The sequence below is a fragment of the Rhodoferax sp. GW821-FHT07G04 genome (genome assembly GCF_059418585.1).
Map to the genome: position 1 here is coordinate 279,192 of NZ_JBWKQD010000001.1, position 15,556 is coordinate 294,747.

General features: G+C 62.4%; 11 protein-coding genes and 1 tRNA gene. 6 read left to right on the forward strand and 6 right to left on the reverse strand.

The window, feature by feature from the left end:
- Positions 1-8: 8 nt before the first annotated feature.
- Positions 9-2,633 carry an alanine--tRNA ligase gene (alaS, locus tag AC07OO_RS01235; protein WP_495080235.1) on the reverse strand — a complete coding sequence of 875 codons (2,625 nt, stop codon included), beginning with the start codon at positions 2,631-2,633 and terminating at the stop codon, positions 9-11.
- Between the two features lie 174 nt (positions 2,634-2,807).
- Between alaS and AC07OO_RS01240 the strand changes: the two genes are divergently transcribed.
- The 5 genes from AC07OO_RS01240 (at position 2,808) to AC07OO_RS01260 (ending at position 6,912) form a co-directional block, all read left to right on the forward strand.
- A complete protein-coding gene (locus AC07OO_RS01240) occupies positions 2,808-4,307 on the forward strand; it encodes an NAD-dependent succinate-semialdehyde dehydrogenase (protein WP_495080236.1) in 1,500 nt (499 codons plus the stop codon).
- Between the two features lie 55 nt (positions 4,308-4,362).
- Complete coding sequence (locus tag AC07OO_RS01245) at positions 4,363-4,623, forward strand: hypothetical protein (protein WP_495080237.1); 261 nt, start codon at positions 4,363-4,365, stop codon at positions 4,621-4,623.
- 67 nt (positions 4,624-4,690) lie between these two features.
- Positions 4,691-4,764, forward strand: a tRNA-Gly gene (locus tag AC07OO_RS01250).
- A gap of 102 nt (positions 4,765-4,866) precedes the next feature.
- Positions 4,867-5,736 carry a ComEC/Rec2 family competence protein gene (locus tag AC07OO_RS01255; RefSeq protein WP_495080238.1) on the forward strand — a complete coding sequence of 290 codons (870 nt, stop codon included), beginning with the start codon at positions 4,867-4,869 and terminating at the stop codon, positions 5,734-5,736.
- A gap of 33 nt (positions 5,737-5,769) precedes the next feature.
- Positions 5,770-6,912, forward strand: coding sequence for a hypothetical protein (locus tag AC07OO_RS01260; protein ID WP_495080239.1), 1,143 nt, complete (start codon positions 5,770-5,772; stop codon positions 6,910-6,912).
- 36 nt (positions 6,913-6,948) lie between these two features.
- Here AC07OO_RS01260 and AC07OO_RS01265 read toward each other — a convergent pair whose 3' ends face one another.
- From AC07OO_RS01265 to AC07OO_RS01285, 5 genes are all read right to left on the reverse strand, one after another.
- On the reverse strand, positions 6,949-7,335 hold the full coding sequence (locus AC07OO_RS01265) for a hypothetical protein (protein ID WP_495080240.1): 387 nt from the start codon (positions 7,333-7,335) through the stop codon (positions 6,949-6,951).
- 41 nt (positions 7,336-7,376) lie between these two features.
- On the reverse strand, positions 7,377-7,922 hold the full coding sequence (locus AC07OO_RS01270; RefSeq protein WP_495080241.1) for an MOSC domain-containing protein: 546 nt from the start codon (positions 7,920-7,922) through the stop codon (positions 7,377-7,379).
- A gap of 58 nt (positions 7,923-7,980) precedes the next feature.
- Positions 7,981-8,295, reverse strand: coding sequence for a hypothetical protein (locus AC07OO_RS01275; protein ID WP_495080242.1), 315 nt, complete (start codon positions 8,293-8,295; stop codon positions 7,981-7,983).
- Positions 8,296-8,379: 84 nt separating this feature from the next.
- Complete coding sequence (locus tag AC07OO_RS01280; protein WP_495080243.1) at positions 8,380-10,743, reverse strand: glycoside hydrolase family 31 protein; 2,364 nt, start codon at positions 10,741-10,743, stop codon at positions 8,380-8,382.
- A 44-nt stretch (positions 10,744-10,787) separates the two neighbouring features.
- Positions 10,788-12,449, reverse strand: coding sequence for an alpha-amylase family glycosyl hydrolase (locus AC07OO_RS01285; protein WP_495080244.1), 1,662 nt, complete (start codon positions 12,447-12,449; stop codon positions 10,788-10,790).
- Positions 12,450-12,746: 297 nt separating this feature from the next.
- Here AC07OO_RS01285 and AC07OO_RS01290 point away from each other — a divergent pair, with 297 nt between their 5' ends.
- Positions 12,747-15,527, forward strand: a complete 2,781-nt coding sequence (locus AC07OO_RS01290) for an alpha-1,6-glucosidase domain-containing protein (protein WP_495080245.1) — start codon at positions 12,747-12,749, stop codon at positions 15,525-15,527.
- The last annotated feature ends 29 nt before the right edge of the window (positions 15,528-15,556 follow it).

Sequence of the window (15,556 nt, forward strand, 5' to 3'; positions counted from 1 at the left end):
TCGGTGGCCTACAGTTTGCCGGCTACCCAGGCCTGCACACTGGCCAGGGCCGCGGGTAGCTTGGCGGGCTCGGTGCCACCGGCCATGGCCATGTCGGCCTTGCCGCCGCCCTTGCCGCCCACTTGTGCGGCGATGAAGTTGACCAGCTCACCGGCCTTGACCTTGGCGGTGGTGTCGGCGGTCACGCCCACGGCAATCTGCACTTTCTCGCCATCGACCACACCCAACACGATGACGGCGGTCTTGAGCTTGTCCTTGAGTTTGTCCATGGTGTCGCGCAGGGTTTTGACGTCCGCACCGTCCAGCTTGGCAACCAGCAACTTGATGCCGCCCAGGTCAATGGCTTGGCTCAGCATCTCGTCGCCCTGGGCGGAGGCCAGCTTGCCCTTCAGCGCAGCCACTTCCTTCTCCAGCGCCTTGACGTGGTCCATCACGTGGCCCAGCTTGTCGGTCAGCTCGGCCACGGGGGCCTTGACCACGGCTGCGGCCGCACCCACGGTGTCTTCCAGGTCCTGCAGGTAGGACAGCGCATTGGCACCGGTCACGGCTTCCACACGGCGCACGCCAGCGGCCACGCCGCTTTCGGCCACGACCTTGAACAGGCCGATGTCACCGGTGCGCTGCACATGGGTGCCGCCGCACAGTTCGCGGCTGCTGCCGATGTCCAGCACGCGCACGGTCTCGCCATACTTCTCGCCGAACAGCATCATGGCGCCGGTCTTCTGGGCGGATTCAATGTCCATGACGCGGGCCTGCGCTGCGGCGTTGGACAGGATTTCGGCATTGACGATGGCTTCGATGCGGCGGATCTGTTCGTCCGTCACCGGTGCGTTGTGCGCAAAGTCAAAGCGGGTGCGCTCGGCATTCACCAGCGAGCCCTTTTGCTGCACGTGCTCGCCCAGCACTTCGCGCAAGGCCTTGTGCATCAGGTGGGTGGCGCTGTGGTTGCGCACGGTGGCGGCACGCTTGGCGGCATCCACATGGGCAGTGACGGCGTCACCGACCTTCAGTGCGCCGGTCTTCAGCGTGCCGTGGTGGCCAAACACATCGGCCTTGATCTTTTGCGTGTCGCCGACTTCGAACAGGCCGGCATCGGAGAACACGGCGCCCTCGTCACCGACCTGGCCACCGCTTTCGGAGTAGAAGGGTGTGGTGTCCAGCACTACAACGCCGTTTTGGCCGACCTTGAGTTCGGACACCGGTGTGCCATCGGCGTACAACGCGACGATCTTGGCAGGCTGGGTCAGGTGGTCGTAGCCGACGAAGGTATTGCCGGCACCGCTGTATTCCAGTGCCTTGTCCATCTTGAATTTACCGGCGGCGCGGCCTGCGGCCTTTTGCTTGTCCATTGCGGCATCGAACCCGGCTTCGTCCACCGTCACATCGTTTTCACGGGCCACATCGTTCGTCAGATCCAACGGGAAGCCATAGGTGTCGTGCAGTTTGAAGGCCACGTCGCCCGGCAGCACTTTCACGCCACCAGCCAAGGCCTCGTCCAGGATCTGCATGCCGGTAGCCAGCGTTTCAAAGAAGCGCTCTTCTTCCACGCGCAGCACGTCGGTGATGCGGGCCTCCTGCGATGCCAGGTTGGGGTAGGCAGCGCCCATCACCTTGACCAGGTCAGCCACCAGCTTGTGGAAAAACGGTGTCTTCTTGCCCAGCTTGTAGCCATGGCGGATGGCGCGGCGCACAATGCGGCGCTGCACATAGCCACGGCCTTCGTTGCTGGGCAGCACACCATCGCTCACCAGGAAGGCGGTGGCGCGGATGTGGTCAGCGATCACGCGCAGGCTCTTGTTGTCCAGATCGGCGCAACCAGTCTCGCGGGCTGCGGCCTTGATCAGTGCGTCGAACAGGTCGATCTCGTAGTTGCTGTGCACGTGCTGCAGGATGGCGGCCAGGCGCTCCAGGCCCATGCCGGTGTCCACGCAGGGTGCGGGCAGCTTGACGATGCTGCCGTCGGCCTGCATGTCGAACTGCATGAACACGTGGTTCCAGATTTCGATGAAGCGGTCACCGTCTTCGCCGGGGCTGCCGGGGGGACCACCGGGGATGTGGTCACCGTGGTCATAGAAGATCTCGCTGCAGGGGCCGCAAGGCCCTGTATCAGCCATCATCCAGAAGTTGTCGGATTTGTACTTACCGCCCTTGTTGTCGCCAATGCGAATCACGCGCTCGGGTGGCAGGCCGATTTCCTTGGTCCAGATGTCGTAGGCCTCGTCATCGTCGATGTAGACGGTGGCGGTCAGTTTGTCCGCAGGCAGCTTGTAAACGGTGGTCAGCAGCTCCCAGCCCCACTTCAGCGAGTCGCGCTTGAAGTAGTCACCAAAAGACCAGTTGCCCAGCATCTCGAAGAAGGTGTGGTGGCGCGCGGTATAGCCCACGTTTTCCAGGTCGTTGTGTTTGCCGCCGGCGCGCAGGCAGGCCTGTACGGAGGCGGCGCGCACATAGGAACGCTTGTCGGTGCCCAGAAACACGTCCTTGAACTGCACCATGCCGGAGTTGGTGAACATCAGCGTGGGGTCATTGCCGGGCACCAGCGGGCTGCTGGCCACCACGGTGTGGCCTTTGGAGGCGAAGAAGTCGAGGAAAGACTTGCGGATTTCGGCGACGTTCATTACAGCTTGGGTCATGGCGTGGGCTCGTACAGGCAAATAGGGAATCGAAAGCTTTCTATTATCGCCGCGACTGGCAAGGTTACGCCCCTAGGCAGGGCCGGGTGTTGCGAAGTTGACTAACATTGCGACCTGACTTCGTTACAGTCAGCCCCCAAACACAATAAATCCTATATCCGAGAGACCCCATCCATGCCTGCAAACCTGTCCGGCCCTCTGGCCCCGCTCAAAGACCCCAGCATTTTCAAGACCGACGCCCTGGTCAACGGCCAATGGGTGGCCGGCGCCAGCCGCTTTGACGTGCTGGACCCCGCCACCGGCGAAAAGCTGGCCTCCGTCGCCAACCTGGGCGCTGCGGATGCCGAAGCGGCTATTACCGCCGCCAACGCCGCCTGGCCCGCCTGGCGCAGCAAGACCGCCAAGGAACGCAGCACCATCCTGCGCAAATGGTTCGACCTCTTGATGGCGAACCAGGAAGACCTGGGCCGCATCATGACCGCCGAACAGGGCAAGCCCTTTGCCGAAGCCAAGGGCGAAGTGGCTTACGCCGCCAGCTTTGTGGAGTGGTTTGCCGAGGAGGCCAAGCGCATCAATGGCGAGACCCTGCCCCAGTTCGACAACAACCGCCGCCTGATGGTCATCAAGCAACCCATCGGTGTTTGCGCAGCCATTACGCCGTGGAACTTCCCGTTGGCCATGATCACCCGAAAGGTGGCGCCCGCGCTGGCCGCCGGTTGCACCGTCATCATCAAACCCGCCGAGTTGACACCGCTGACCGCGCTGGCCGCGGCAGAACTGGCCCAGCGCGCCGGCATTCCGGCCGGTGTGCTGAACATGCTGTGCGCCGACAGCAGCAACTCGATTGCCGTGGGCAAAGTGCTGTGCGCCAGCGATGTGGTGCGCCACATCAGCTTCACCGGCTCTACCGAAGTGGGCCGCATCCTGATGGCGCAGAGCGCGCCCACGGTCAAGAAGCTGTCGCTGGAACTAGGCGGCAATGCGCCCTTCATCGTGTTTGACGATGCCGACGTCGACAGCGCCGTCGAAGGCGCCTTCGCCAGCAAGTACCGCAATGCCGGCCAGACCTGCGTCTGCACCAACCGCTTCTATGTGCAAGAAGGCGTCTACGACCAGTTCGTTGAAAAGTTCACTGCCAAAGTGAAAACCGCCAAGGTGGGCAATGGTTTCGAAGACGGCGTCAACCAGGGCCCGTTGATCGAGGAGGCCGCGCTGGTCAAGGTACAGCGCCATGTGGACGATGCGGTGGCCAAGGGCGGCCGCGTGGTGGCGGGGGGCAAGCGTTTGAAGTCATTGGGCTCCGGCCAATTCTTCGAGCCCACCGTGGTGGCCGATGCCACGTCCGACATGCTGTGCGCCCGCGAAGAGACCTTTGGCCCGTTTGCCCCGGTGTTCAAGTTCAAGACCGAGCAGGAAGCCATTGATGCCGCCAACGCCACCGAGTTCGGCCTGGCCAGCTATTTCTACAGCCGCGACATCGGCCGCATCTACCGGGTGGGCGAAGCGCTGGAGTACGGCATGGTGGGTATCAACGTGGGCATTCTGGCCACCGAGCACGTGCCCTTTGGCGGCGTCAAACAATCCGGCCTGGGCCGCGAGGGTTCACACTTCGGCATGGATGACTATGTGGAAATCAAATACCTGTGCATCGGCGATATTCAGAGCAAGGCCTGACTCGCAATTGCCCGCGTCCACGCCTATAACTCCATAGCAAGCAAGGGGATCAGCCGTGGCCACCAAGCGCAAGAATCCGACCAATACGCGGGACTACGACCAAGAGCCCAAGGTCTGGGTCACCGTACTGAAGCTGGTGGCCGGTGCGGTCGCGTTGATCGGTGCGGTGGGCTTGGCACTGTGGCTGGCGGCGCAGGGGCCCACGCACTCCCCCGCTCTGGAAGATGCCCTGCGAGACGTGCGCGCCAAGTCGTCCAAATCCTTGTCGCCAGACGGATCCTGGGGCATCTCCAAAGACTCTCCGCTGCGCAAATAGGGGATACCCGGGGGTGGCGCTAAGCGCCGTCGCCGCGCCCTACCCCATCCTATAATTTGGCCCTTGCGCGGGCGTCGTTCAATGGTAGGACTCTTGCTTCCCAAGCAAATAACGTGGGTTCGATTCCCATCGCCCGCTCCAGGTAGTGCCACAGGCTGCCACTACCCGCGTGCGACACACCGACCCCGCTTCTCTACGGCGCGTGCTGGCACCCCGAATTCCATCCACTGAGGACACATGATGATGGCTGATGAAACCCTTGCGTTTGACGCAAAGCTCGAACTATTTGACGCCAACCACGGAAGTTGCGCCCTGCTGACCATGCCTTCCCCCAGCGGCGTGAAGCGCATCATGATTGACTGCGGTCACAGTACGGCCAAGGGTGCGGTGAAGTGGTCGCCCGGGAGCTACCTTAAGAGCATTGGCGTCTCGCACCTGGACGTACTCTTCATGACCAACTACGACGAGGACCATGCCTCGGGTTATGTGGATTTGCTGGAAAACAAGATTGCGCTGGGCTGCATCTTCGGCAACCCGACCGTGCCCCCAGAAGCCATTTTGCAACTGAAGACCAGCGACGGCATGGGCCGCAACATCGCTACCCTGGCGGCATCGCTGGCCGAGCGCAAGAAGCTGGGCCATGCCGAGAATTTCCCTGTGGTGCCGGGCCTGGGCATTGGCTGGTGCTGCAACTCCTACCCCGAGTTCTCCGACGAAAACAACCTCAGCCTGGTTGTGACACTGGACATCCTGGGCATCAAGTTCTTGTTCACCGGCGACATGGAGCGCGCGGGCTTCAGCCGCCTGCTGCAAACCTATGAGCCCTTCAAGACCCTGGTCAAGGAGACCGACAACCTGGTGGTGGCCCACCACGGCCGCAGCAGCAATGTGTGTACCGAGTTGTTTGAGCAGCACGGCTGCAACCCCATCGTGGTCATCATCTCGGACGACTACCGCCAGTACGTATCGCAGCAGGTCACGAACTACTACGTCGACAAGGCCAAGGGTCTGAAGGATTTCCGAGGCAAAGGCCCTCGATCGGTGCTGACCAACCGCAAGGACGGCGTGATCACCTACACCTTCAACAAAGACGAAAGCTGCGTGATCAGCTGAAGCTCTTGCATCAAACCCAGCGAAGGGAGCAATATGCACACAGTCGTGGGGCGCCAGTCCATGGGCCGCCGTCTGGTGGCCAGTGGTTTGGCCTGCTTGGCGCTGCTGGTGCTGGGCCTGGCAGCAAAACCCGCCATGGCCAACGCCTGCGAGAAATCGCCAACCCTTGATGAATGGGTCAAGACCTATCTGGAGGGCCCCAGCGCCAGGGTCAAAGCGTTGGACGAGATCAGGCTTTGCATCACATCCAACACACAGGGGCAACTGACGCTGGACACCCTGGCCATCCTCAGCCTACAAGCGGCAGAGAAGGCGGAGGCGGGGACTCGGCGCGACAGTTTCATCCGCTTCAATGCGGACTTGCTCTGGATACTGGCCAAGAGCGGCTTTGCGGGTTCGCAACACAATCTTGCAGGCTTGCACAACGCCCGCCCCGGCACACCGACCCAGTTGGCCATCCGGCAGGACCCGCCACTCTTCCTGTACTGGACGCGAAAGGCTGCGGCACAGGGCGAGTTCAGAGCGCTCTTCAACCTGGCCGCACGCCTGTCCCGGGGCGTGCCCGAAGCAGACCTTCAAAAAGATACCGGACTGGCCTACAAGATTCTTCACAACCTCGAAGAAGGAGGCAAAGGCATTGGCGGTCAGATACCGGAGCTCTTGGCCGCGATACGCAGCGAGAAAGCCCGGGTGCTGGCCGAAGTTGGCAGTGTCAAGGCGGCAGAGCTGACCAAAGAGAGCTTGGACTTTGCGTCACTGGCACCCACCGGGCCACTGCCCTATTCGCAGTGGGACCACAAGTCCAACGCGGTCGAGAGCTTGCGCGCGCTGTACAAGCTGCGACGCAGCGAAGGCAGCGAAGCCGTTTGGAAGCAGCAACAGAAGTGCTACACGGAGTTGGAGGGCCTGAGAACCTTTACACGTGCGCATGAGGCCTGCATGCTCACGGACATCGCCAACACCCAGGTGGTAGCGGCGTTGCAAAGCCGCATGGATGAAGCAAACAAGAAAGCCCTGCCAGAGCAATACGAGAAGAAAGTCTTCGTCGAACGCCTGGCCCTTGCGCTGCTCAAGGCCGGATTTTCCTACACCGAAATGCTGGGGCAATTTGAAGCACTCAACGCCTTGCTGAACGGCGCCGCTGTCTCGGAAGCCGAGAAAGAAGCGAAAAAGTAACTCGGCACCACCGCATGGCGCAAGGCATGCGACGCTCTAGGACTGTTTCACATTCCTGAGCAGCAACACTGTCGGCATGAAGGTCATCCACGGCGACACATAAAACACCGTCAAGTACCAATATTGCAGCAGGTAGACCGCGCCGTGGCCCAGGTAGATGCCGCAGTACCAACTGTCCAGCACGGCAAAGGGCACGGTGTAATAGAACGACAGCCAGAAGGCCCGTGACATGCGGTGTTCGGGCCGCATGCGGGCCAGCAGAAAGATGGCCGCCAACGAGATCAGCACTGACAGCAAAACGCTGGCAACCCCCAAGGCTTCCGTTGAATACTGCTGGTAGTAGGCGGGCAGGCCCAATACCCAAAATCCTGCCCAGAGGCCGGTACCCTGGGCTAGCAAGCCGAGATGCTGGGTGAACTTCATATGGGCCACTCTCCTATAAATGGGCTGTCAACTGTGCCGCGTCAGACCCGCTCCAGCGCGCGGTGTGGCTCGGGCGGTAGCTGAACGCGTATCGCATCACCGGAGCTGACCATACCACCGGCCGCAACGACACCCATGATGCCGGCCTTGCGCACCAGCTTGCCATCGGCATCGCGATCCAGCACAGCGGCCGTCAAGCCTTGTTGAAAATTGTCCAATTGCGCACAAGGGTTGCGCAGACCGGTTATTTTGACGACGGCGGTGGCGCCGATATGCAGCTCCGCGTCAACTGGCAGAGCCAGCAAATCAATTCCTGCCGTTGTGATGTTCTCACCCAATTGCCCAGCCACCACCGCAAACCCCTTGGCCGTCAACTCGTCAAACAGTTCAGAGTGGATCAGATGAACCTGCCGCAGATTGGGCTGCGTGGGGTCTTGCGCGACGCGGGACCGGTGTTGGACCGTCACACCCAAGTGGGCATCCCCTTCTACGCCCAGGCCTTCGAGCAATTTGATGTGGTGAGCCCTGTCCTTGGAAAATGCATGCAGGGGGCTGAGGCTGACGGAGACAACGGCTGGCTGGGACATTCCGGGAATTTGCGCAAAGCCAGCATCTTAATGCGCGACCCGCCGAGGCCTATCGGTGCTACAGCTTGCCGAACTTCGACGAAGTGCCGCCCAGATGGTATTTCTTGAACAGCGCCGTGATCTCGGCCAGACACTCCTGTGCCACTTGCTCGCCTTGGGCGGCTGCCACCACATGCATCAGTTCGGGACGCAGGAACCAGAGTTCTGCGATCTCGCGGGCGAAGTTGATCTTCATGTCGAGGCGGTAATGGTCTTCGCCGCCATACTCTTCCACCACCAACAGCATGGCCTTGCGCACGCGCTCCAGCGCTACGTCTGGTGAATCTGACGTGTCACGACCCAATACGGCCCAAAAGCTATCTCGGATACCCATGCCAACAACAACTCGGGTGGTTGAAGCAACGGCAGAAGACCGTTGCGCAAACCGCCATTGTGCCCCCTTTGCATGACCGGTCGGTTACAGGGCTATCGGTGTACTGCTGGCGGCGCGCAAAGCACCTCCGCTGAAATGCCATTCCAACGGCACCAGCGCCAGCGTGGACGTCTTGTCCCCCATGCGCAATTGCACTGAACGGACACCGTCATAGCCCACTACTGTCAAGCGTAGTGGTTTCCAGCCGGTTTGCAAGGCCGAGACATCCAGTATCAGCACATCGCCCGCACGGCTGGCGGTCAGGCGGTAGACGCTGCGCGCGCCCCGCTGGTAGCCGTAGCTCAGGCCGTCGTCGGCCACATAGTCCAGCGTAGCTGTATCGATGCTGCCGGCGCCCAGGATCACATGGAGCTCGATGTCAGACAGATCATTGGCCGCCGTGGTGCGCACGCCAACCTGCATGGGGACCAGGCTGCCCTCTTTCAGGTAGATGGGCGTGCTTTCGGCATTGCTGGTCACATGGATATTGCGGCCACCGGCCAAGAAAGCGCCGGTGTTGACATCCATCCAACGACCGGTGCCAGGCAGCGCGACGGTGCGCTGCTGTTGGCCTTGCTGGACGATGGGTGCCTGCAGGATGGCCCGGCCAATCAGGAACTGGTCGTCGATACGGTCCAGCTCCATGGCGTCGGTGTTGGTGTAGTCGTGGAACAGCGGGCGCATGACGGCGGTGCCGTGTTGCTCCTGCTCATTCCATAGCTGGTACATATAAGGCAGCAGTTTGTAGCGCAGGCGCACATGGTGGCGAATGATCTGCAGCGCCTCGGGGCCAAAAACCCAGGGTTCTTGCCGCGCTGTGCCGGCATTGGCGTGGTTGCGCATGAAGGGGAACAGGCAGCCGGCCTTGTACCAGGCAACGGCCAGTTCCTTGTCGGCACTGGTGCCAAAGCCAGGTACATCTGGGCCATTGAATGGGATGCCCGACAGCGCCAGGTTCATGCTGCAGTGGATGCTGGTGCGCAGGTGGTGCCAATTGCTGTGGTTGTCGCCGGTCCACAGTGCGGTGAAGCGGCTGGAGCCGGTGTAGGCGCTGCGCGCCAGCAGGAAGGGCCGCTCGTCCGGCCGCGCGGCCAGGAAGCCATCGCGCGTGGCCTGGGCCATGCCGACGGCATATTGGTTGTGGTAGGTCCAGTGCGGCCAGATGCCGCGCTGGAACAGCATGTCGTCCACCTCGGCCGCGCCGGTGCTGGGGTCGTTCATGTCCAGCCAGGCACCGTCGAAGCCGGACTCACGGAAGGCTTTGGAATACTTGGCCCACCAGTCGCGCCCCTCGGGCAGCGAGTAGTCGGGGAACCAGGTGCGGCCCGGCCACACAAAACCCACGTAGGGCTGGCCTTCGGGGTTGTGGCAGAAGATGCCAGCAGCCGTGCCGCTCTCTGCCACTTCATAACCATCTTCCACCTTCACACCAGGATCCAGGATCGGCACGATGCGCCGGCCATTGGCCTGCAGTTTTTTCAGCTCGGCACCCAGGTCGCCAAAATGTTCGGGGCTGGTGGTGAAGACCTTGTAGCGGTCCATGTAGTCAATGTCCAGCCACAGGCCGTCTGCAGGAAATTCGTGTTCGGTGAAACCCGCATCCAGCGCATTCAGGTCCTTGGTGCCGGCGTAACCCCAGCGGCACTGGTGGTGGCCCAGCGACCACAGCGGTGGCAGCGGCGTGGTGCCCACCAGGCGTTGCAGGCGCTGGGTGACCGATGCGGCGCTGTCACCGGCAATCACATAGAAAGCGGGCACGCCTTCGTCTGCACCAAACCAGAAGGCCGGTGGCGCGTTCTGGTCGTCCTTGCCGGAGAAGAACCAGTTGGACCCCGTGTCCATAAACACCGCACCGGGATGGTCGACGAGGATACCGACCCAGCGCGCACCATGGCGCACCAGCAGGTAAGGCACGGCCGCGTATTGCGGGTCGGCCTGGCCGTTTTCAATAGTGTGCATGGCGTGGTCGGCCCACACGTCGGCGTTCCAGAACTTGGTGCGCTTGCCGGTCTTCTCCAGGCCGGTGGTTTTTTCACCCTGGCCGAAGAAGCGCATGTCGGTATTGCGTGCGAACTGCACCAGCCAGGCGCTGCCGCAGACGCCGATGCTGGCTTGGGCCACACCGCTGAGCAGTTCGGTGCCGTCAGCCGCTTTCAATGCCAGATGACCGGTGGAGGAAAGCGCGAGCTGGTATTGCGATTGTTTTGCTTTGAAGGCCGCGTCATGCAGCGGCAATACGCGCGCATCCAGTGGCCAACGCTTCGCATCGTTCAGCTCCAGGTGGAAGACGTCCTCGCCCAGATCGCGCACCATGGCCTGCACGGTTTTGGCACCCACGCTCAGCGTTTTGTTGGCATGTGCGGTGGCAAAGGTGAAGTTGGATGGGTGGCGGATTTTGTTGAAGTACATGGTCGCGGAGCGTGAGGGGTTGGGGCTAAGGATAGAGGCTGCGTTCAGGGTTGCAAGCGGTAGACCTGCACCGACTGCGCGGGCAAGCTCAGGCTGAGGGCGCCGCTTGCAGTGGCTGCAACAGGCTTGGCTTGTGCAGGATAGGCAGGCGCAAACGCCGCCTGCGGCTTCAGGTCTTTGAGCGTGAGCATGCTGGCTTTGGTGTCGTAGTTGAGAACAACCAGCGTGGTCTCCGCCCCCAGTGTGCGCCGGTAGGCCATCACCCTGCCCTGCACCACGGGCGCGTCATAACTGCCGCTGGCCAATGAGGGCAGGCTGTTGCGCAGCGCCAGCATGCTTTTGTAAAACGACAGCAAGGAGTTAGGGTCGGCCAGTTGCACCGCCACGTTGTAACGCGCCACATTGGGCGCGATGGGGCGGAAGGGTTTGTTGCTGGTGGTAAAGCCTGCGCCCTGCTTGTCCGCCGTCCAGCTCATGGGCGCGCGCAAGGGCTCATCACCGTCCAGCCCTTTGACGCCCGCCATGCCAATCTCTTCACCGTAGTAGATGAAGGGCGTGCCGGGCTGCAGCAGATACGACGCTGCGGCCAGCTTGTATTGCTCCAGGTTGCCGCGCAACTGGTCCCACAGCCGCTCACCGGCAAAGATGTCGTGGTTGGCGACAAAGGTGGCCATGGTCTGCGGCGCGGTGGTGAAGTAGTCCGCCACATAACGGATCGCCTTGCGGTCACCCTTGGCAGCGTTGACGATATTGCGCTCCAGCCCAAACGCAAAAGCGCTGCCGCAAATATCGGCCGCGGCATAGGCCTGCGGGTTGGCCGTGGCCTCACACACCACATGGCGCTGCGGGTAGCTGGTGATCAGCTTGCGCAGGTCACCGGTGACGCGGCGACTCTCAGGCTGGTCGTTCCAATCCTTGGCGCTGTTCTCCACCAAGTGCGGCACGGCATCCAGGCGGAAGCCGTCCAGCCCCCGGTTCAACCAGAAGCGCAGACTGTCCTGGTGGTAGGCCAGCACGGCCGGGTTCTTGAAATTGAAGTCCGGCATATGTTTGCCAAAGGTGCCGAAGTAGTAGCCGTTGTGCGTGCGGCTCCACGGGTAAGCGCCCCAGATATCCCAACCGGGGGGCGCATCCTTCTCCCACACATACCAGTCGTAAAACGGGCTGGCCGGGCCGTCTGCCAGCGCGCTGGCAAACATCGGGTGCGCGCGGGCACTGTGGTTGATGACGTAGTCCATGACCACACCGATACCACGCGCATGGGCCTGGCGCAGCAGCTCATCAAAATCTTCCAGCGTGCCGTAGGCCGGGTCTATGCCACGGAAGTCGGTCGTGGCGTAGCCGTGGTCGCCATCGGCGCTGGTGGTGATGGGCATCAGCCAGATGCCTTTAATGCCCAGGTCTTTCAGATAGTCCAGCTGCTGGGTCAGGCCCTTGAGGTCGCCCACACCGTCGCCATTGCTGTCCTTGTAGGCGCGGACAAAGATTTCCATGAAGGCGCCACGTTGCCAGTTGGTGGGTAGCGTGCTGGGCTGTATGGCTTGGGCGACGGGGCGGGTGTCGATGGCGGCACCGGAGACCTCAGCCGCAAAGCCGGACGCAGCACCGCACAGTCCCGCCAGCAATAGCAGCGCGGACCGGGCGGCGGCGCGCAGACCTGCGTATCGGGTAGTGGCAACCGTGGCTGCGGCTGAAGGCTGTGGCATTGAAACCTCTTTGTAGCAAAACTACTTATATGCATCAGGCCAAGAAAAGCCAAATACCATTGATTGTTCGGGTAATTCTACACAGTAGCGCGCCAATATGTAATCATACTACTCATACTTTATGAAATTCTTGTAGCAAAATTACCAAACTGCAGGCCAAAAGGAAACGCCCGGCGTTGGCATATATGCTATCCAATTGATAGCTACATCCGTATATTTGACGAGGGCTAGCGCCAGATTCTTTATATGACACTCGCCATAAACCCCAAATTGGGTATAAAACCCCCAAAAAAACCCTTGACCCATCTGGCGCACACCTGCTTGCTGGCGCTCACGGTGGCGGGGGGCGCCCAAGGTGCGGCGTCCACGCTCTCGGCGCCCTCTCCAACGGCTTCCGCTGCGCTGCTGGCGGCTTGCAATGGCGGGGATTTTCAAACCGCACTGCATACCTCGCCGCAGCCCGCCGCCGCTCTGGCACCGGCCCCACAGGCCGTGTGGCTGAACCGCCAACTGCTGCAATGGCCCGGCGCGGCCCAAGATGGGCGGTTCACGCTGTACCACTCGAGAGCGGGCCAACTGCGCGCGCCCACAGGCCAAATGGTCACCGGAGCAGACAACACCCTGGCGCTGGACCGCCACACGGGCGCCGTACCTGAGGAAGTGGCTCAGCGCTTTGCTTACGTCAAACCGGGTGCGCTGCTCGCCGTTCCAACCCACGACCTGCCACGCCTGCGCGCCCTGTACCAGGGCCAACTGCTGCTGGTGCAGGAGGATGCGGCCGGGCGCGTGCTGCACGCCACGTCCATCCAATCGGCCGGCGCCTTGGACGACGCATTCGCGGCCGCCACGCGCTTGACCGACCTGGGCGCCAGTGTTGGGACGCGCCGCACCCAACTCAAACTATGGGCGCCGACCGCCTTGCAGGTGCACGTCTGCCTGTTTGACAGCGCGCAGGGTGCGGCGGTGGCCGCACCGGCGCTGCAGCGCGATGCACTCACTGGCGCCTGGCGCTACCGGCACCGCGGCAACCTGACTGGCCATTACTACAGCTACCTGGTCGACGTGTTCGTGCCCGGCGTGGGCCTGGTGCGCAACCGCGTCACCGACCCGTATGCGGTCAGCCTGAATGCAGACTCCCAACGCGGCTATATCACCGACCTGGGCGACGCAAGGCTCAAGCCCGCGGGCTGGGACCAGCACGAGGCGCCGCAACGCATCCAGGCACCCGTGGACATGGCCATCTACGAGCTGCATGTGCGCGACTTCTCAATAGGCGACGCCACGGTGCCTGAAGCCCAGCGCGGCAAATACCTGGCCTTCGCCCACGCGGACTCCAACGGCATGCGCCACCTCCAAGTGCTATCGCGCGCCGGCATGACCGACGTGCACCTGCTGCCCATCTTCGACATCGCCTCGGTACCCGAGCGCGGCTGCACCACGCCCGCCATCGCCACACCCGAACAGGGCGACAGCGAAGCACCCCAAGCCGCCAGCACCGTCACCGCCGCCAAGGACTGCTTCAACTGGGGCTACGACCCGCTGCACTTCAACGCCCCCGAAGGCAGCTACGCCAGCGACGCCAACGACGGCGCCATGCGCGTCCGGGAACTGCGCCAAATGGTCATGGCCCTGCACGCCGCCGGCCTGCGCGTGGGCATGGACGTGGTCTACAACCACAGCAGTGCGTCGGGCCAACACGCGCAATCGGTGCTGGACCGCATCGTCCCCGGCTACTACCACCGGTTGGATGCGAACGGCATCATCGAGCGCTCCACCTGCTGCGACAACACCGCCACCGAAAACATGATGATGGGCAAGCTGATGGTGGACTCGGTCGTGCTGTGGGCCACGCAGTACCGCATCGACTCCTTCCGCTTCGATCTGATGGCGCACCAGCCGCGCACGGTGATGGAGACGCTGCAGGCCCGGGTGAACCAAGCCACCGGCCGCCATGTCAATCTGATTGGGGAAGGCTGGAATTTTGGCGAAGTGGCCAACGGCGCGCGCTTTGTGCAGGCCTCGCAACTGTCGCTGAACGGCAGCGGCATTGGCACCTTCAGCGACCGGGCGCGGGATGCCGTGCGCGGAGGCGGCGCGGGTGACAACGGCGATGCGCAGATCCGCAACCAGGGCTATACCAACGGCATGGTCTACGACCGCAACGCACTCTCCACCGCCACGCGAGAAGACCTGCTGCGCACGGCCGACATGGTGCGTGTGGGCCTTGCTGGGTCGATACGCAACTTCGAGATGGTGGCCTACACCGGCCAACGCAAAAAGCTCGCCGACATCGACTATGCGGGCCAGCCCGCGGGCTACGCCAGTGAACCATCGGAAGTGGCCAATTACGTCGAGAACCACGACAACCAGACACTGTTCGACAACAACGCCTTCAAGCTGCCCGCAGGCACCAGCACCGCCGACCGCGCCCGCGTGCAGATGCTGGCCATGGCCATCAATGCCTTCAGCCAGGGCGTGGCCTACTTCCACGCGGGGGGCGACATATTGCGCTCCAAGTCCATGGACCGCAACAGTTTTGATTCGGGCGACTGGTTCAACCGCCTGGACTGGGCCTACCAGACCAACTTCTTCGGCACCGGCCTGCCCCCCAGGGCCGACAACGGAGACAGCTGGCCGCTGATGCGTCCGTTGCTGGCCGATGCCAGTCTGCGCCCTACGCCGACGGACATCGCCTGGAGCCGCGACGTGTTCAAGGACCTGCTGGCCATTCGCGCCAGTTCCACGCTTTTCAGGCTGCGCACCGCAGATGACGTCCGACAGCGCTTGCACTTCCCCAACACCGGTCCGACGCAGAACCCGGTTGTGTTGGCAGGCCACATGGATGGTCGTGGCTACCCAGGCGCCAATTTCCAGGAACTGCTATACCTCATCAACGTGGACAAGGTGGCACAGACGGTCACGCTGCCCGATCAGGCCGGCAAAGCCTACCAATTGCACCCAAGGCAAGCGGCCGCTACCGCAGCCGATGCGCGGGTGCGCGACGCGGCGCACTTTGACCGCGCCAGCGGTGGTTTCGTGCTGCCCGCCCGCAGTGCCGTCGTGTTTGTTGTGCAATAAGGAACGCCATTTGCGGCACACTGTGTGCC